Source organism: Micromonospora sp. CNZ295 (genome assembly GCF_004217535.1).
In genome coordinates, this window is sequence record NZ_SHKZ01000001.1 from 4,293,351 (window position 1) to 4,309,572 (window position 16,222).

Genomic DNA, 16,222 nt, shown 5'->3' on the forward strand with positions numbered 1-16,222 from the left:
ACGGTTAAGGTGGGACGGTGACGACCGAGTACAGCGGCACCGGCGACCCCGCGCGCAGCCTCGCCCTGCTCTGGCGCACCCGGGAACGCGTCAGCCGCAAGGGCCGCCCGGACCTGTCCGTCGACCGCATCGTCCGCGCCGCCATCGAGGTCGCCGACGCCGAAGGGCTCGCCGCGCTGTCCATGCGCCGCGTCGCCGAGCGCCTCGGGGTGGGCACCATGAGCCTCTACACGTACGTGCCCGGCAAGGGCGAACTGCTCGACGTCATGCTCGACACCGTCTACGGGGAGACCGTCGACGCGGCGGCCGACGACCCCACCGCCGGTTGGCGGCAGCGCCTGGAACAGGTCGCCCGCGACAACTGGGCCCGCTACCTGCGCCACCCGTGGCTGCTGCAGGTCGCCACCACCCGCCCGCCGCTGGGCCCGCACGTGATCGCCCGCTACGAACAGGAACTGCGCGCCGTCGACGGGACCGGCCTGACCGACCTGGAGATGGACGCCGTGGTCACCCTGATCGACGGGTTCGTCCACGGTGCCGTGCGCAGCGCCGTCGAGGCAGCCCAGGCCGCCGCCCACACCGGCATGACCGAACAGCAGTGGTGGGACACCCACGCCCCGTACCTGGAGAAGGCCCTGGATGCGCGGCGGTTCCCGCTCGCCGCCCGCGTCGGCGCCGCCGCCGGGCAGGAGTACCAGGCCGCCGGCGACCCCCGGCGGGCCTTCGAGTTCGGCCTGGCCCGCATCCTCGACGGCATCGAGGTCCTCGTCCGCGACCGTCCCGACCGCTGACCGCCGGTCCCGGCGCGGTTCCGGGCCGGCCCGCCGTCACGGAGATAATCTTGACGGCATGACGATGCGCCCGATCCGGATCATCGGCGACCCGGTGCTGCGCACCCCGGCCGAGCCCGTGACCAGTTTCGACGCCGAGCTGCGCGCCCTGGTCACCGACCTGATGGACACCCTGCTCGGTGCCCCCGGCCGGGCCGGCGTGGCCGCACCGCAGATCGGCGTCAGCGCCCAGGTGTTCGTCTACGACGCCGACGGGCATCGCGGCCACCTGATCAACCCCACCCTGGAGCTGTCCGACGAACTGCAGGACGACGACGAGGGCTGCCTGTCCGTGCCCGGCCTGTACTTCCCGACACCACGGGCGATGCACGCCACCGCGCACGGCGTCGACCAGCACGGGGCGCCGCTGACCATCGCCGGCTCCGGGTTCCTCGCCCGCGCCCTGCAGCACGAGACCGACCACCTCGCCGGCCGGCTCTACGTCGACACCCTGCGCGGCGAGACCCGCCGCCGGGCGCTGCGGGAGATCCGCGCGGGCCGCTTCGACTCACCCCGGCAACGCACCACCTGACGCGCACGCGGATCGGCCGGCCGGGCCCTCAGCAGGCGGCCAGCGTGAACTCGCCGTAGTCGGCGACCCGGGTGAACCCGAGCCGCCGGTAGAGCCGCACCGCGGCTCTGTTGTCCGCCTTCACGTTCAGCGTCACGTGATCGACCGTCTCCCGCAGCCGCCGGCACAGCGCCGCCACCACCGCCGCGCCCAGCCCACGCCCGCGCACCTCGGGATGCGTCGTCACGTTTCCCACCGCCGCCACCCGGTAGCGCGGCGACCACACGTGCACCCCGGCCACCGCGACCAGCTCGCCGCGCTCGCGCACCCCCACGTACTGGCCGGTGCCCAGCATCCGCTCGTCGAACCAGTTCCCCGGGTACGCGGCCGCGTACAGCCGGCGCAGCTGCGGCAGGTCGGCCGCGGCGAGCACCTGCCCGGCCGGCGGCACCGCCGCCAGCAGCGCCGGCTCGGTCAGCGCCATCTTCAGGTGGGCTCCGGCCGCAGCCACGGCGTACGCGGGCGCGAGCGCCGCCTCCAGGCCGGGGGACAGGTGCGCGTGCAGCCGCGCCGGCAGCACCCCGCTCAGCTCGCCGAGCAGCTCCGCCAGCTCCCCGGTCCGCGCCGGGTCGGCGAACGCCAGCAGCGTCGCGGGCACCGCACCGTGGTAGAGCAGCGCCACCGCCTCCCCGCGACGAAACCACGACGTGTACGGCCAGAAGAAGTCGTCCAGGTCGCCCAGCTGGTACGCGTTCAGCACCGGATCCCGGCCCAGCAACCGCGCCAGCACCGTCCGGTCGTGCTCCGCCCGTACCGCCACCCGCCGATGATCACACGCGGCCGCCGCCGCGCCGGATCCGGGTCAGCCGGCCAGCCACTGGTCGTAGCCCAGCCTGCCGACCAGCGCCAGCACCACCACCAGCAGCACGATCCGCACGAACCCGGACCCGCGCCGCAGCGCCATCCGCGCCCCGAGCATCGCCCCGGCGATGTTGCACACCGCCATCGCCGCGCCCAGCAGCCACCACACGTTGCCGGTCAGCCCGAACACCACCAGCGCACCCAGGTTCGTACCGGCGTTGACCACCTTGGCCATCGCCGACGCGTGCACGAAGTCCGAGCCGACCAGCGCGGTGAACGCCAACACCAGGAATGTGCCGGTGCCCGGCCCGATCAACCCGTCGTACAGGGCGATGCCCACTCCGGCGACCGCGACCGCCGCCGCCATCCGGGCCCGGGTACGCCGGTGCGGCTCGGCCACCACACCCAACCGGGGCCGGGCCACCACGAACACCGCCACCGTCCCCAGGACCACCAGCACCACCGGCCGGTACGCCGAACCCCGGACACTGCCGGCCAACGCGGCACCCAACCCCGCGCACAGCACCGCCAACCCGGCCGCCGGCCCGGCCACCGCCCAGTCGAGCTTGGTGCGCCGCGCGTACGTCAGAGCCGCCGTCGTGGTCCCCGCGATCGCCGCCAGCTTGTTCGTGCCCAGCGCGGTCGCCACCGGCATCCCCGGCGCCCCGAGCAGCAGCGCCGGCAACAGCAGCAGCCCGCCACCGCCCACCACCGCGTCGATCCAGCCGGCCAGGGCGGCCGCGGCGAGCAGGGTGGTCAGCGACAACGGGTCCAGGTCCACGGGCGGCCATTCTGCCCACCGCCACCCGGGCCACGAGGCCGCCTGTGGCCAGCCTCACCAGCACCGACGCGGCCGGCGCCACCGGCGCGCCTCAACGGCCGCGGCGGCGCCGCAGCCGGACCGCCGCCGCGCCGACCGCCAGGAACACCAACGCGGAACACAGCAACACCTTGAGCACCCGGCAACCCTGCCACGGAGACGTAGGGTGCAAACGTGCGCCTGGCCACGTTCAACCTGCTGCACGGCCGTTCCCTCACCGACGGCCTGGTCGACCCCGACCGGCTCACCGCCGCCGTCGGCGCACTCGACGCCGACGTCCTCGCGCTCCAGGAGGTCGACCGCGACCAGGGCCGCAGCGGAAACCTGGACCAGACCGCCATCGCCGCCCGCGCCCTCGGCGCACCCGAGCACCGCTTCGCCGCCGCCGTCGTCGGCACGCCCGGCCAACGGTTCCGCCCGCTGACCCACGACGACGACGGCCACGGCGAACCCTGCTACGGCGTCGGCCTGGTCAGCCGCTACCCGGTCACCGCCTGGCGGGTCACCCGCCTGAAGCCGGCCCCGGTCCGCTCACCGGTCTACGTGCCCGGCCCCGGCGGCGGGCTCGTCCTGCTGCGCGACGAACCCCGCGTCGTGCTCGCCGCCGTCCTCGACACCCCCCGCGGGCCGCTCACCGTCGCCGCCACCCACCTGTCGTTCGTGCCCGGCTGGAACGCCCACCAACTGCGCCGCACCGTCCGCGCCCTGCGCACCCTGCCCGCCCCGCGGATCCTGCTCGGCGACCTCAACCTGCCCGCCGGCCCCGCCCGCCTGCTCACCGGCTGGCGGCCCCTGGGCCGCCGCCCCACCTACCCGGCCGGGCAGCCCCGCGTCCAACTCGACCACGTCCTCGCCGACCGGCAGGGCCTGGACCTGCTGCCACCGGTCACCGCCGTCCGCACCCCGCTGTCGACCATCTCCGACCACCGGCCACTGATCGTCGACCTCGGCTGACTGTGGCACGACCGCCCTAGAACAGGTGCAGGGTGCCGGTGCGCTGCACGTGCGCCTCACCGAGGCGCAGCAGGCCCGCGGCGGCGGCGAGCAGCCCGGCGGTGAGCGCCGCGAGCAGCGCCAGCGGACCGGCCAGGTCGCCGACGTCGGCCCGCTCCAGCAGCGCCCCGCGCAGCACGACCAGGCTGCTGGTCAGCGGGAACGCCAACCCGACGGCCTTGACCCACACCGGCAGCGCGAACAGCGGCAGCCGGACTCCGGCGACGAACCACAGCGGGTCGTCCAGCAGGGTGTAGAGGAACGCCGAGTCCCGGGAGAAGATCAGCAGGCTGTTCAGGAACGCGCCCCACGCCACCGCGGGCAGCAGCAGCGCGAGCAGCGCCACCGCGTACATGCCGGGGTGCGCGACGTCCAGCAGGTCCGCCGCCAGGGCCGCGGCGACCCCGAAGCACCCGAACAGCCACGCGTTCTGCGCCAGCGCCGCGGCGCCGTTGCCGACGACCAGCGCCATCCGGCTGGCGGGGGAGAGGAACAGCCCTTCGAGGGTGCCGCTGACGCGCTCGAACGAGAAGTGCCACGCCGACTGGACCAGGGAGAAGAAGAACGTGTAGGCCAGTGCCCCGGCGGCGAGGAAGGCCAGCAGGCGGCGGGGTTCCCCGGCCACCGGCCACCGGTCGGCGGCCCCCGGCGTGCCGATCACCGGCAGCACCGTGTAGTAGGTGGCGGCCAGGGTGAGCAGCGGCCACAGCAGCATGGAGAAGACGACCAGCGGCTGGCCGAACAGCCGTCGGTGCTGCTTGAGCGCCTCGGCCGCGACGACGCGCAGGGCGTGCCTCACCGGGCCCGCACCGCCGTCGGCCGGGTCAGCGCGAGGATGGCGTCCTCCAGGGTCGGTGGGGTGGCGGTCAGCCGGGTGATCGTCCCGCCGGCGCGGATCACCGCGGTGGCGGCGAGCCCGGCCAGGTCGTCGGGGTGGCGCAGGGTGAACCGGTCCCGGCCGTCGTCGTCGACGTCGCGGTCCAGGTCCGCGCCGGCGTCGGCGGCGAGCGCGCCGAGCGCGGCGGCCACCGCCGGGCCGGCTTCGCTCACGCTGACCTGCACGGTGTGCCGGCTGCGGGTCTGCCCGGTCAGCTCCGCCGGGCTGCCCTCGGCCACGAGCGCGCCGCGCGCGATGACGTACACGTGCCGGCACAGCTGCTCGACCTCGGCCAGGTAGTGCGAGGTGAGCAGCACCCCGACGCCGCCGGCGGCGAGGTCGGCGACCAGGGCCCGCAGCTCCCGGGCGATCGGCGCGTCCAGGCCGAGGGTGGGCTCGTCGAGCAGCAGGTACGCCGGATCGTTGATCAGGCCGCGGGCGATCACCAGCCGTTGCCGCATGCCGCGCGAGTAGCGCTCCACCGGCGTGTCCGCGGCGGCCTCGAGACCGACCAGCGACAGCAGCTCCCCGATGCGGGGCCGCAGCCGGGCCCGCGGCACGTCGTAGAGTTGCCCGAAGTACCACAGGTTCTCCCGTGCGGTGAGGCGGCTGTAGACCATCCGCTCGCCGCCGGCGATCACGTTGATCCGCCGCCGCACCTCCCGGGCGTCGGCGACCACGTCCAGCCCGTCCACGCTGGCGGTGCCGGAGGTCGGCCGCAGCAGCGTCGACAGGATGCGGATGGTGGTGGTCTTGCCGGCGCCGTTGAGGCCGAGCAGGCCGGTGACCTGGCCGGCGGGCACGGACAGCGACAACCCGTCGACGGCGGGGACCGGTGGGCCCGCCGGCCGGCGCCGCCAGCCCCGGCGAATCGGGAACACCTTGCGCAGGTCGGTGGTGACGATGCCGCTCATGCGTTGCCGCTCCTTCCCAGGGCGCGCCGCTCGGCGGGCCCGATCATCCACAGCCCGACCAGCAGGTACGCCGTCCCCAGCGCCAGGCAGACCGCCAGCGCCGGCAGCGGGTCGGTGCCCGAGCCGGGCAGGGTGGCCGCCCGCAGCACCCGCAGCGCCCAGGTCACCGGCAGCGCCTCACCCAGCCACCGCGCGGCGTCGGGCAGGTAGCCGGTGGGGAACGTGAACCCGCACAGCAACGCCATCCCGGTGAACAGGGTGTTCTGCGTGATGTGGGCCTCGCCCGCCGCCAGCATCACGGCGCTGAGCGGCACCGACATGCCCAGCACCGCCACGGTCGCCGCGAGCAGCGCCGCCACCAGGACCGGCGGGTCGGGGGCCGGCAGCCGTACGCCCAGCGCCGCCGCCGCGGCCAGCAGCACCGTTATCTCCACCGCCGTGGTGGTCAGGGCCTGGCCGGTGACGCCGAGCAGGTACGGCAGCCGGCGCGCCGGGGTGAGCAGCTGGCTCTCCAGCGTCCCCTCGCGGTACTCGGTGATCTGCGCCTTGGCCACCCACAGCACCATCCGGGTGGTGAACGTCAGCGCAGCCGCGCCCACCGTGACGTAGCCCAGGTAGTCGCCGCTGCCGGTCGCCGCCGTGAAGCTCGCCGCGACCTGCCCGCCCCCGATCGCCCGGTAGGCCAGCAGCGCAACTCCGACGGTCAGCAGACCGGTGGCGAGGGTGCCGACGAAGTACGTCCACGGGTACGCCCGCAGCGTGATCCGCCAGTTGCGCACGAACGTCGGCCACGCGGCTGCCACCCGAACCTCCCTGGTTAGTTCCCAAAGGGAACTTACTATGGAGGGGTGTCGCCGCGCAGCCCCCACCCACCGTCCGGCAGGATCCCGACATGACCCGCCACCGCCCGCACGACGACACCTGCGGCATCGCCACCGCCGCCGCCGTGGTCGGCGACTGGTGGAACCTGCTCGTCCTGCGCGAGATCGCCCGCGGCCACCACCGCTTCGACGCCCTCGTCACCGAACTCGGCGTCTCCCGCAAGGTCCTCACCCAGCGCCTCGGCCACCTCGTCGACCACGACGTCCTGGCCCGCCGCCCCTACACCGACCGCCCACCCCGCCACGAGTACGTCCTCACCGACCGCGGCCGCGCCCTGCTGCCCACCCTCATCGCCATGCAGGACTGGGCCGACCGGTGGGTGCTGGGCGACGGCCACCTCACCGCCACCACCACCCCCGACAGCGCCGAGGCCAACCGCGTCCACGCCCTCGTCGGCAGCCGGCTGCCCCACGGCCCGGCCCTCACCGCCACCGACGGCAGGCCCACCGACCCCGTGGCCGCCACCCCCGCCACCGTCCTGTTCACCTATCCCGGCACCGGCACACCCAGCCCGCTGCCCGCCGACTGGGCCGACATCCCCGGCGCCGCCGGCTGCACACTGGAGAACCGGCTCTTCCGCGACCGGTGGCCCGCCTTCACCGCGCACGGCGCCACCGTCCACGGCGTCAGCACCCAGCGCCCCGACGAACAGGCCGCCTTCGCCGCCGCCGAAGGCGTACCCTTCCCGCTGCTGTCCGACGTGGACCTGCACCTCACCGCCGCCCTGCGCCTGCCCACCTTCCGCGCCGGCCAACAGACCCGCCTCAAGCGGCTCATCCTCGTCGTCGACCGCGACCGCACCATCACCGGCGCCCTCTACCCGGTCACCGACATCCCCGCCGCGATCACCGAAGCCCTACACCTGGTCACCACCCGCGGCTGACACCGCCCGCGCGCAACGCGTTGCGGAACAGCATCGCCACCGTCGTCGGGCCCACCCCACCGACCCGCGGCGTGATCGCGCCCGCCACCCGCGCACACGACTCGTCCACGTCCGGCAGCAACCGACGTCCCGCGTAGCACACCCCACCCCCGACCACGACGGCACCCGGCCGCACGTGCTCCGGCCGGACGATGCCCGGCACACCCGCCGCCGACACCAGGCCACAGGTCAGCCCGGCGGGCCGAACGACAGCGCCACCCGCAGCGCCGCGTCCCGCACCCCGGTGAAGCGGCGCACCTGCGACAGGCGTCCCGCCCGCGCCGCCATCGCCGCCATCCGCTGCGCCGGCCGCCGCCGCTGCCGGTCGTAACGGGCCAGCACCGCAGGCACGTCCGGCGCCACCGCCGCCGCGTCCGCAAGGGCCACCGCGTCGATCAACGCCTGGCAGGCGCCCTGGCCCAGATCCGGCGTCATCGCGTGCGCCGCGTCCCCCACCAGCGCGCACCGCCCGGCCACGTACGACGGCAGCGGCGTCAGATGGTGCACATCGTGGTGCAGCAACCCGGCCCCGTCGATGCGGTCCAGCACCGCCGGGATCGGGTCGTGCCAGTCACCGAACCAGCGCCACAACGCCGCCCGGTCACCCACCGGTGGCCGGTACCCCTCCGGTGCCGCCACCGCCGCGTACCAGTTCGTCACCCCGGGAGCCAGCGGCGTCAGCCCGAACTTGCGGCCCCGGCCCCACGTCTCGCCGCCCGCCGGCACGTCCAGGGCCACCGTGCCGCGCCACGCCGTCACCCCCGCGTACCGCAGCGGAAAGCGGTCACCGAACAGCGCGGCCCGCGTCCCGCTGCGGAGCCCGTCCGCGCCGACCACCAGGTCGTACGCCCGCGTCAGCGCCACCGGATCCGCCCCCGGCGCTCCGAACCGGACGGTGCCCGGCGGCAACGCCTGAGCCAGCACCCCCGGCAACGCCGGCCGGGACAGCAGGCGCACCCCTTCACCGTGCCGAGCCCGGGTCCGCCCCACGTCCAGCGTGGCGATCACCGACCCGTCCGGCCGGCGCAGCGCACCGTCCGGCTGGGCCCGCCCGCGCTCACGCGCCACCGCGCCCACCCCGAGCCGGTCCAGCGCGCGCAGTGCCGACGGCCAGATGCCCAGGCCCGTGCCGGTCTCCGGCAGCCTCGACCCGGTCGACCGCGACACCTTCACACACCCTCGGCGCCCTCGTCCACCACCTCGCCACCGACCGCCGCACACTCACCCTCGCCCGGCTCGCCATCTTCGGCGAAGCCGCCCACCAACCCGCCCTCCAGCAACAGATCGCCCGCAGCCAGGCCGACCTCACCGCCTGGGCCGCACCCCTGCTCGCCGCCCTCGGCGCCCGCCACCCCACCACCGCCGTACGCCTCCTGCTCGCCCTCGTCGACGGCCTGCTCAACAACCAGCTCGCCAACCCCGACCCCGCCTTCGACCCCACCGCCGCGATCGCCACCGTCCTGCCGGCGGTCCTCACCGCCCGGCCGTTAGCAACCCCGCCAACGCCCGGTGCGTACGGTTCGACCGCACCGCCGCCCGCTGCTGACCCGCCGTCACCTCGATGTAGGCCTGCGACGACCCCAGCGACGCGTGCCCCAGCAGCCGCATGATCTCCGCCGCGCTCGCCCCGTCCTCCGCCAGCCGCGTCGCGAACGTGTGCCGCAGGGCGTGCAACCGCGCCCCGCGCGGCACCCGGTCACCGATGCCCGCCCGCCGGTAGCAGGAGTCCACCAGGTACTGCAGCCCACCCCGGCGCAACGGCTCACCACGCCGGTCCACCAGCAGCGGCGAATCCGGCCGTACCGTGCGGGCACCGAAGCGACGGCGGCGACTGTCCAGGTAGTCCGCCAGCACCCGGTCCAGTTCCGGCTCGACCGGCACCACCCGCGGCCGCCCGCCCTTGCCCGCGACGTCGACCCGCCGCTCACCGTCGCGACCACCGAGCGACGCCACCCGCAGCGCCAGCAACTCGGACAGCCGCAGCCCGGCGCAGAGCGCCAGGGCCAGCACCGCCAGATCCCGCTCCGGCCAGGGGTCCCGTTGCCGACCGTCGGCCCGGGCCACCGCCGCCAGCAGCTGTTCCGGGGTGTCCGCGCCCCGCAGCGGCTTCGGCACCGGCAGCGGGGCCCGCGGACGCCCCACCGCCGGCATCGGGTTGCCGCTGGTCAGGCCGTCGGCGACCAGGAAGGAGAAGAAGCTGTTCCAGGTGGACCAGGCCCGGTGCACCGACGCGGGGGAGCGGGTCGCGGCGAACCGGGCGAACGCCGCCCGCAGGATCCGCGGGGACAGGGCGGCCAACGGCAGTGCGTCGAGGGGGAGGGGAGGGGTGGCCTCCTCGGCGGCGAGCGCCGCGACCGTGCGCAGGTCCCGCCGGTACGCGTCGAGGGTGTGCGGGGAGGGTTTGCGGGTGGCGCGGTCGGTCAGGAACTCCTCGATCAGCCGCTGCACCGATTCGTCCTGTTTGTCATGCATAAGGCATATTATGCATGATTTTCGCGTTTCGGGCACAGGGGAGCGGGGAGACCCTGAGGGACACCTCGTCCGCCTTCCAGTGGGTACCGCCGAACGTCACACGCCCACCGGTGCGGGACAGCCGGCGGCGCTGCTCGGGGGTGGCGAGTCAACGCGTCGTCGGCCGGCGGACGGGAAGGCCAGCAGGATCGGCGCCAGGCCGGGTGGTGGCCACCCAGGCCATGGGCGGCGACGCGGTCGGACATGCGTTGCCGCCACGTCACCGACGAGTGGGAATGGCAGCCGTTGGGGGTGCTGCGCGATCGTCCGGCCCACCCGTTGCGCGGCCCGCACGGCACCACCGCCCGGGCTTCGCGGAGGAGAACCACTCCACTGCAACTTGACATAATGTCGATTATCGAACCACAGCGTGGGCCGGGCTCCGCCAGGTCAGCGGGCTCGTGGTCCTGCCGTCCCGGCGGTGCTGGCCTCGCAGTCCGCCAATCGGCCAGGTCATCGAGATGGTGTCCCCCTGCTCGGCGGCGCGGACTCGGCGCGGTAGCGACGGTGGGCGGATGCCACCTGCGCGAAGGGACGGCTGGCCCGGCTGAGCGCGGTCAGGCGCCGACGTAGGCCGCGAGGTGCTGGCCGGTCAGGGTGGACCGCGCGGCCACCAGGTCGGCCGGCTTGCCCTCGAAGACGACCCGCCCGCCGTCGTGACCGGCGCCCGGCCCGAGGTCGATGATCCAGTCGGCGTGCGCCATGACCGCCTGGTGGTGTTCGATGACGATGACCGACTTGCCCGAGTCGACGAGCCGGTCGAGCAGGCCCAGCAGCTGCTCGACGTCGGCGAGGTGCAGGCCGGCGGTGGGCTCGTCGAGGATGTAGACCCCGCCCTTCTCGGCCATCCGGGTGGCCAGCTTGAGCCGCTGCCGCTCGCCGCCGGACAGCGTGGTCAGCGGCTGGCCGAGGCTGAGGTAGCCGAGCCCGACGTCGGCGAGGCGCTGCAGGATCGCGTGGGCCGCCGGGGTGCGCGCCTCGCCGGCGCCGAAGAACTCCTCCGCCTCGGTCACCGACATCGCGAGCACCTCACTGATGTCGCGGCCGCCGAGGTGGTACTCCAGCACCGAGGCCTGGAACCGCTTGCCCTCGCACTCCTCGCAGGGCGCGGCGACACCGGCCATCATCGCCAGGTCGGTGTAGATGACACCGGCGCCGTTGCAGGCGGGGCAGGCGCCCTCGGAGTTGGCGCTGAACAGCGCCGGCTTCACGCCGTTGGCCTTCGCGAAGGCCTTGCGGATCGGGTCGAGCAGGCCGGTGTAGGTGGCCGGGTTGCTGCGCCGTGAGCCGCGGATCGCGGTCTGGTCGACGGCCACCACCCCGTCGCGGCCGGCCACCGATCCGTGGATCAGTGAGCTCTTGCCGGAGCCGGCGACGCCGGTGACGACGCAGAGCACGCCGAGTGGGATGTCGACGTCGACGTCGCGCAGGTTGTGGGTGGCGGCGCCGCGTACCGGCAGCATCCCCGAGGGTGTGCGGACCGTGGGCTTCAGCGTGGCGCGGTCGTCCAGGTGCCGCCCGGTGCGGGTGCCGCTGGCCCGCAGGCCGTCGACGGTGCCTTCGAAGACCACCTCGCCGCCGGCGGTGCCGGCGGCGGGGCCGAGGTCGACGACGTGGTCGGCGATCGCGATGGTCTCCGGCTTGTGCTCGACGACCAGGACGGTGTTGCCCTTGTCGCGCAGGCGCAGCAGCAGGTCGTTGGTGCGGGCGATGTCGTGCGGGTGCAGGCCGATGGTGGGCTCGTCGAAGACGTACGTGACGTCGGTGAGCGACGACCCGAGGTGGCGGATCATCTTGGTGCGCTGTGCCTCGCCGCCGGACAGGGTGCCCGAGGGCCGGTCGAGCGACAGGTAGCCGAGCCCGATCTCCACGAACGAGTCGAGGGTGCGCTGCAGGGTGGCCAGCAGCGGTGCCACCGAGGGTTCGTCGAGGTCGCGGATCCAGTCGGCCAGGTCGTTGATCTGCATGGCGCAGACGTCGGCGATGTTCCGGCCGTTGATCTTCGACGAGCGGGCCTCCTTGCTGAGTCGGGTCCCGTCGCACTCGGGGCAGGTCGTGAAGGTGACGGCCCGCTCGACGAAGGCGCGGATGTGCGGCTGCAGCGAGTCGACGTCCTTGGCGAGGAACGACTTCTGGATCTGCGGGATGAGGCCGAGGTAGGTCAGGTTGATCCCGTCTACCTTGATCTTGGTGGCTTCCTTGTGGAGGAGGTCGTCCAGTTCCTTCTTGGTGTATTCCCGGATCGGCTTGTCCGGGTCGAACCAGCCGCAGCCGCGGAAGATGCGGCCGTACCAGCCCTCCATGCTGTAGCCGGGGATGGTCAGCGCGCCCTCGTTGAGCGACTTGGTGTCGTCGTAGAGCGCGGACAGGTCGATGTCGGTGACCGAGCCCATCCCCTCGCAGCGTGGGCACATGCCGCCGAGCCGGGTGAAGGTGGCCTTCTCGGTCTTCGTCCTTCCGGCGCCGCGTTCGACGGTGATGGCGCCGCTGGCCCGCACCGAGGGGACGTTGAACGAGTACGCGTTGGGTGGGCCGATGTGCGGGTCGCCGAGCCGGCTGAACAGGATGCGCAGCATGGCGTTCGCGTCGGTGACGGTGCCGACGGTGGAGCGGGGGTTGGCGCCGATGCGTTCCTGGTCCACGATGATCGCCGTGGTGAGGCCGTCGAGGACGTCGACCTCGGGTCGGGCCAGCGTGGGCATGAAGCCCTGCACGAAGGCGCTGTAGGTTTCGTTGATCATGCGCTGTGACTCGGCGGCGATGGTGCCGAACACGAGTGAGCTCTTGCCCGAGCCGGACACGCCGGTGAACACGGTCAGCCGGCGCTTGGGGATCTCGACGCTGACGTCCTTGAGGTTGTTCTCGCGTGCGCCCTGCACGCGGATCAGGTCGTGGCTGTCGGCGGCGTGGGGCTGCTCGGTGGCCTTGCTCATCGGGTCTCCATCGGTCGGTCTCGTCGGCGGCGCGGTGGGGGCACCACTCCCCCTGTCTATCGGGCGGGTCTGACGTCCGGCCGGTCAGACCAGCCAGCGGCCGTCGCGCATCAGCTCGCGGCCGGACATCTCGTTCACCTCGCGCCAGGCCTGGATGCGGCGCGGGACGACGCGGAACCAGTGGTACGGCGTGGTCAGGGCGCGGGGGTCGAAGCCGGTGCGCTCGGCGAAGCGGTCGCCCTGCTCGGGTGGCAGGGCGTCGATGTCGAGGATCTCGACGTCGCCTTCGATCATGGTGACGTCGCGGGTGTGGCCCAGCCCCAGCCGGACGGTGCGGGTGGCGGCCAGGTTGCGGCCGGTGGGGCTGTCGGTCGCGGTGGCCAGCAGCAGTGCCTCGCCGTCCCAGTCGAAGGACAGTGGCACCAGGTACGGTGCGCCGTCGGGCGAGGCGGTGGCCACCCACACGTCGATGTCGTGGGTGAGCCGGTGCTCGGTGTCGTGCCGGCGCTGGGGACGGGGGCGGGGCTCGGCGGTCATGGTCCGGGCCGCTCCTGGATGCGCAGCAGGTTGCCGGCGGGGTCGCGGAACGCGCAGTCGCGGACGCCGTACGGCTGGTCGGTCGGTTCCTGGACCACCTCGGCGCCGCTGGCCGCCAGCTTGCCGAAGAGGTCGTCGAGGTCGTCGGCGGCCAGGTTGACGCCGAAGTAGCTGCCCTTGGCCATCAGTTCGAGGATGGTGCGGCGCTCGTCGTCGGTGAGGCCGGGCGTGGCGGTCGGCGGGTGCAGGACGATCGACGTGTCGGGCTGGTTGGCGGGGCCGACGGTGATCCAGCGCATCCCCTGGTAGCCGACGTCGTTGCGGATCTCGAAGCCGAGGATGTCGCGGTAGAAGGTCAGCGAGGCCTCGGGGTCGGTGTGTGGCAGGAAGCTGTGGTGGATGGTGATCTCCATGCCGGTCACGCTATGTGCGGCGTGCCGGTGGTCGCTTCTCGATTCCTGATCGGTCTGGTCACCTGCTTGGCGACGCAGGCCGGCAGGCCGGCGGCGGAGCGGGCGGCCTCGCGGCGGTAGGTGCTGGGTGACATTCCGACCAGTTCGGTGAAGCGGGTGCTGAAGGTGCCCAGGGAGGAGCAGCCGACGGCGAAACAGACCTCGGTGACGTTCAGGTCGCCGCGGCGCAGCAGGGCCATCGCGCGTTCGATGCGCCGGGTCATCAGGTACGAGTAGGGCGACTCGCCGTAGGCGAGCCGGAACTGGCGGCTGAGGTGTCCGGCCGACATGTTGACGCCCCGGGCGAGCGCCTCGACGTCCAGCGGCTGGGCGTACTCCCGGTCCATCCGGTCGCGGACGCGGCGCAGCAGGGCGAGGTCGCGCAGGTGCTGGGTCGGGGCTGCTCGGGCGGTCACAGGCGCGATCCTACGTCGGGCCGGGTCGGCCGGGCCGGGTCAGCGCGCGGGCCGGGGTGGCCGCCCCTGTCCCCCGTCGGGCCTGCCGGTGCGTCCTACCGGGCGGTAGGTTACGGCGGGTCGGGTGACCGCGAGGAGGGCCGATGTCCGGGAAGCACCGTTCGTGGTGGGGTTGGGGTCACGTCGAGGACGCGGTGACCGGCGCGGAGGCCGAAACGCTGGTGGCGCGGGTGCGGGCCCTGCTGCCGGAGGCCGACCTGACCGCGCACGAGCCGCCGCCGGTGGCCGTGCTGGGTCTGCGGCCGCCGCGGGTGACGCCGCCCGCGGCGCTGGCGCGCCTGTACTCGGCGGAGCCGGCCGACCGGGCCGTCCACGCGCACGGCAAGGCGTTCCGCGACGTGGTCCGCAACCTGCACGGCGACGTGCGGCACCCACCGGACCTGGTCGTGCGGCCGGAGTCCGAGCGGGACGTCGTGGACGTGCTGGACTGGTGCTCGCGCGCCGGGGTGGCGGTGGTCCCGTACGGCGGGGGCTCGTCGGTGGTGGGCGGTGTGGAGCCGCGGGTGGGCGACCGCTACCCGGGTGCGGTCAGTCTGGACCTGGGCCGGCTGGACCGGGTGCTCGAGGTGGACCGGACCAGCCGGGCGGCGCGGGTGCAGGCCGGTGTGTTCGGGCCGGCGCTGGAGGAGCAGTTGCGGGGGCAGGGCCTGACGCTGCGGCACTTCCCGCAGTCGTTCGAGTTCTCCACCCTGGGCGGTTGGCTGGCGACGCGGGCGGGCGGGCACTACGCGACGGTCCTGACGCACATCGACGATCTGGTGGAGTCGCTGCGGGTGGTCACCCCGACGGGGGTCAGCGAGTCGCGGCGGCTGCCCGCCTCCGGCGCGGGCCCGTCCCCCGACCGGCTGTTCCTCGGCTCGGAGGGCGCGTTGGGCGTCATCACCGAGGCGTGGGTGCGGCTGCAGGACCGGCCGCGCTGGCGGGCGGGCGCGGCGGTGCACTTCGACGATCACGATTCGGCGGTCGCGGCGACCCGGGCGGTCGCCCAGTCCGGGCTGCACCCGAGCAACTGCCGGTTGCTGGACCCGGCGGAGGCGCTGCTCAACGCCGGTGCGGCGACCGGCGGCGGGGTGCTGGTGCTGGGTTTCGAGTCCGCCGACCACCCGGTCGGCGCGGCTTTGGAGCGGGCGGTGCAGTTGTGCCGTGACCACGGTGGAACGCTGCCGGCGCCGCCGCGGCACGGGGAGGTGTCCGCCGCGCGGGCGGGCGGCGCGGTGGACGCGTGGCGGTCGTCGTTCCTGCGGATGCCGTACCAGCGTGACGCGCTGGCCGCCCGGTCGATGATCGTGGAGACGTTCGAGACGGCCTGCACGTGGGACCGCTACCCGGCGCTCCGCGCGGCGGTGCTCGACGCGGCCGGGGCGGCGCTGGCCGAGGTGGGTGCGACCGGCGTGGTGACGTGCCGGTTCACCCACGTCTACCCGGACGGGCCGGCGCCCTACTTCGGGGTGTACGCGGCGGGGCGGTGGGGCGCGACGCTGGCGCAGTGGGACCAGATCAAGGGCGCCGTGTCGGAGGCGCTGCTCGCGGCCGGCGGGACGATCACCCACCATCACGCGGTGGGCCGCGATCACCGGCCGTGGTACGACCGGCAGCGCCCGGAGCCGGTGGGGGTGGCGTTGCGGGCGGCGAAGGCGGCGCTGGACCCGTCGTGGGTGCTCAATCCCGGGGTTCTGGTGGATGCGGCTGGCGGGTGATCGGGC

The 16,222-nt window shown here is 74.2% G+C and carries 16 protein-coding genes and 2 pseudogenes; 6 read left to right on the forward strand and 12 right to left on the reverse strand.

The window, feature by feature from the left end:
- Nucleotides 1-17 precede the first annotated feature (17 nt).
- Both EV376_RS20095 and def read left to right on the forward strand, forming a co-directional pair.
- Nucleotides 18-791, forward strand: a complete 774-nt coding sequence (locus EV376_RS20095) for a TetR/AcrR family transcriptional regulator (RefSeq protein ID WP_130325470.1) — start codon at nt 18-20, stop codon at nt 789-791.
- A gap of 58 nt (nt 792-849) precedes the next feature.
- Nucleotides 850-1,362 (forward strand): peptide deformylase, encoded by a 513-nt coding sequence (gene def / locus EV376_RS20100; RefSeq protein WP_130325472.1) that lies wholly within the window; start codon nt 850-852, stop codon nt 1,360-1,362.
- Between the two features lie 28 nt (nt 1,363-1,390).
- Here the strand turns inward: def and EV376_RS20105 are convergent, their stop codons facing one another.
- Nucleotides 1,391-2,161, reverse strand: coding sequence for a GNAT family N-acetyltransferase (locus EV376_RS20105; protein ID WP_130325474.1), 771 nt, complete (start codon nt 2,159-2,161; stop codon nt 1,391-1,393).
- Between the two features lie 42 nt (nt 2,162-2,203).
- On the reverse strand, nt 2,204-2,977 hold the full coding sequence (locus EV376_RS20110; protein WP_130328763.1) for a TSUP family transporter: 774 nt from the start codon (nt 2,975-2,977) through the stop codon (nt 2,204-2,206).
- Nucleotides 2,978-3,196: 219 nt separating this feature from the next.
- Here EV376_RS20110 and EV376_RS20115 point away from each other — a divergent pair, with 219 nt between their 5' ends.
- Nucleotides 3,197-3,976, forward strand: a complete 780-nt coding sequence (locus EV376_RS20115; protein ID WP_130325476.1) for an endonuclease/exonuclease/phosphatase family protein — start codon at nt 3,197-3,199, stop codon at nt 3,974-3,976.
- A 16-nt stretch (nt 3,977-3,992) separates the two neighbouring features.
- Here EV376_RS20115 and EV376_RS20120 read toward each other — a convergent pair whose 3' ends face one another.
- From EV376_RS20120 to EV376_RS20130, 3 genes are read right to left on the reverse strand one after another with little or no spacing between them, the layout of a single operon-like run.
- Nucleotides 3,993-4,814 (reverse strand): ABC transporter permease, encoded by an 822-nt coding sequence (locus EV376_RS20120; protein ID WP_130325478.1) that lies wholly within the window; start codon nt 4,812-4,814, stop codon nt 3,993-3,995.
- Nucleotides 4,811-5,806, reverse strand: coding sequence for an ABC transporter ATP-binding protein (locus tag EV376_RS20125; RefSeq protein ID WP_130325480.1), 996 nt, complete (start codon nt 5,804-5,806; stop codon nt 4,811-4,813). Before EV376_RS20125 ends, EV376_RS20120 begins: the two co-directional genes overlap by 4 nt.
- Nucleotides 5,803-6,609, reverse strand: a complete 807-nt coding sequence (locus tag EV376_RS20130) for an ABC transporter permease (protein WP_486482718.1) — start codon at nt 6,607-6,609, stop codon at nt 5,803-5,805. Before EV376_RS20130 ends, EV376_RS20125 begins: the two co-directional genes overlap by 4 nt.
- An 89-nt stretch (nt 6,610-6,698) precedes the next feature.
- Between EV376_RS20130 and EV376_RS20135 the strand changes: the two genes are divergently transcribed.
- Nucleotides 6,699-7,571, forward strand: a complete 873-nt coding sequence (locus tag EV376_RS20135; protein WP_130325482.1) for a winged helix-turn-helix transcriptional regulator — start codon at nt 6,699-6,701, stop codon at nt 7,569-7,571.
- Here EV376_RS20135 and EV376_RS20140 read toward each other — a convergent pair.
- A pseudogene (locus EV376_RS20140) lies at nt 7,555-7,791 on the reverse strand (bifunctional 5,10-methylenetetrahydrofolate dehydrogenase/5,10-methenyltetrahydrofolate cyclohydrolase); the annotation flags it as partial. The gene EV376_RS20135 and the pseudogene EV376_RS20140 overlap by 17 nt on opposite strands.
- 8 nt (nt 7,792-7,799) lie before the next feature.
- Nucleotides 7,800-8,777, reverse strand: coding sequence for a flavin-dependent monooxygenase (locus EV376_RS20145; RefSeq protein WP_486482719.1), 978 nt, complete (start codon nt 8,775-8,777; stop codon nt 7,800-7,802).
- Between EV376_RS20145 and EV376_RS30960 the strand changes: the two are divergent.
- Nucleotides 8,711-9,028, forward strand: a pseudogene (locus tag EV376_RS30960) (hypothetical protein); the annotation flags it as partial. The gene EV376_RS20145 and the pseudogene EV376_RS30960 overlap by 67 nt on opposite strands.
- A 55-nt stretch (nt 9,029-9,083) precedes the next feature.
- Here EV376_RS30960 and EV376_RS20150 read toward each other — a convergent pair.
- From EV376_RS20150 to EV376_RS20170, 5 genes are all read right to left on the reverse strand, one after another.
- A complete protein-coding gene (locus EV376_RS20150) occupies nt 9,084-10,082 on the reverse strand; it encodes a tyrosine-type recombinase/integrase (RefSeq protein ID WP_130325486.1) in 999 nt (332 codons plus the stop codon).
- A 596-nt stretch (nt 10,083-10,678) separates the two neighbouring features.
- Entirely contained in the window at nt 10,679-13,054 is a 2,376-nt protein-coding gene (locus tag EV376_RS20155) for an excinuclease ABC subunit UvrA (protein WP_130325488.1), read from the reverse strand.
- Between the two features lie 84 nt (nt 13,055-13,138).
- Nucleotides 13,139-13,591: a pyridoxamine 5'-phosphate oxidase family protein gene (locus EV376_RS20160; protein WP_130325490.1), complete on the reverse strand. Its 453-nt coding sequence runs from the start codon at nt 13,589-13,591 to the stop codon at nt 13,139-13,141.
- Complete coding sequence (locus EV376_RS20165; RefSeq protein ID WP_130325492.1) at nt 13,588-14,004, reverse strand: VOC family protein; 417 nt, start codon at nt 14,002-14,004, stop codon at nt 13,588-13,590. Before EV376_RS20165 ends, EV376_RS20160 begins: the two co-directional genes overlap by 4 nt.
- Nucleotides 14,005-14,009: 5 nt before the next feature.
- Nucleotides 14,010-14,390, reverse strand: coding sequence for a helix-turn-helix transcriptional regulator (locus EV376_RS20170; protein ID WP_207228579.1), 381 nt, complete (start codon nt 14,388-14,390; stop codon nt 14,010-14,012).
- Nucleotides 14,391-14,602: 212 nt separating this feature from the next.
- Here EV376_RS20170 and EV376_RS20175 point away from each other — a divergent pair, with 212 nt between their 5' ends.
- On the forward strand, nt 14,603-16,216 hold the full coding sequence (locus tag EV376_RS20175) for an FAD-binding oxidoreductase (RefSeq protein ID WP_130325496.1): 1,614 nt from the start codon (nt 14,603-14,605) through the stop codon (nt 16,214-16,216).
- Nucleotides 16,217-16,222: the final 6 nt, after the last annotated feature.

Excerpts from the sequence above, each read along its gene's own strand:
- def (WP_130325472.1), top strand. The coding sequence starts at position 850 with ATGACGATGCGCCCGATCCGGATCATCGGCGACCCGGTGCTGCGCACC.
- EV376_RS20125 (WP_130325480.1), bottom strand. The coding sequence starts at position 5,806 with ATGAGCGGCATCGTCACCACCGACCTGCGCAAGGTGTTCCCGATTCGC.
- EV376_RS20135 (WP_130325482.1), top strand. The coding sequence starts at position 6,699 with ATGACCCGCCACCGCCCGCACGACGACACCTGCGGCATCGCCACCGCC.
- EV376_RS20150 (WP_130325486.1), bottom strand. The coding sequence starts at position 10,082 with ATGCATGACAAACAGGACGAATCGGTGCAGCGGCTGATCGAGGAGTTC.
- EV376_RS20155 (WP_130325488.1), bottom strand. The coding sequence starts at position 13,054 with ATGAGCAAGGCCACCGAGCAGCCCCACGCCGCCGACAGCCACGACCTG.
- EV376_RS20160 (WP_130325490.1), bottom strand. The coding sequence starts at position 13,591 with ATGACCGCCGAGCCCCGCCCCCGTCCCCAGCGCCGGCACGACACCGAG.
- EV376_RS20165 (WP_130325492.1), bottom strand. The coding sequence starts at position 14,004 with ATGGAGATCACCATCCACCACAGCTTCCTGCCACACACCGACCCCGAG.
- EV376_RS20170 (WP_207228579.1), bottom strand. The coding sequence starts at position 14,390 with ATGGACCGGGAGTACGCCCAGCCGCTGGACGTCGAGGCGCTCGCCCGG.
- EV376_RS20175 (WP_130325496.1), top strand. The coding sequence starts at position 14,603 with ATGTCCGGGAAGCACCGTTCGTGGTGGGGTTGGGGTCACGTCGAGGAC.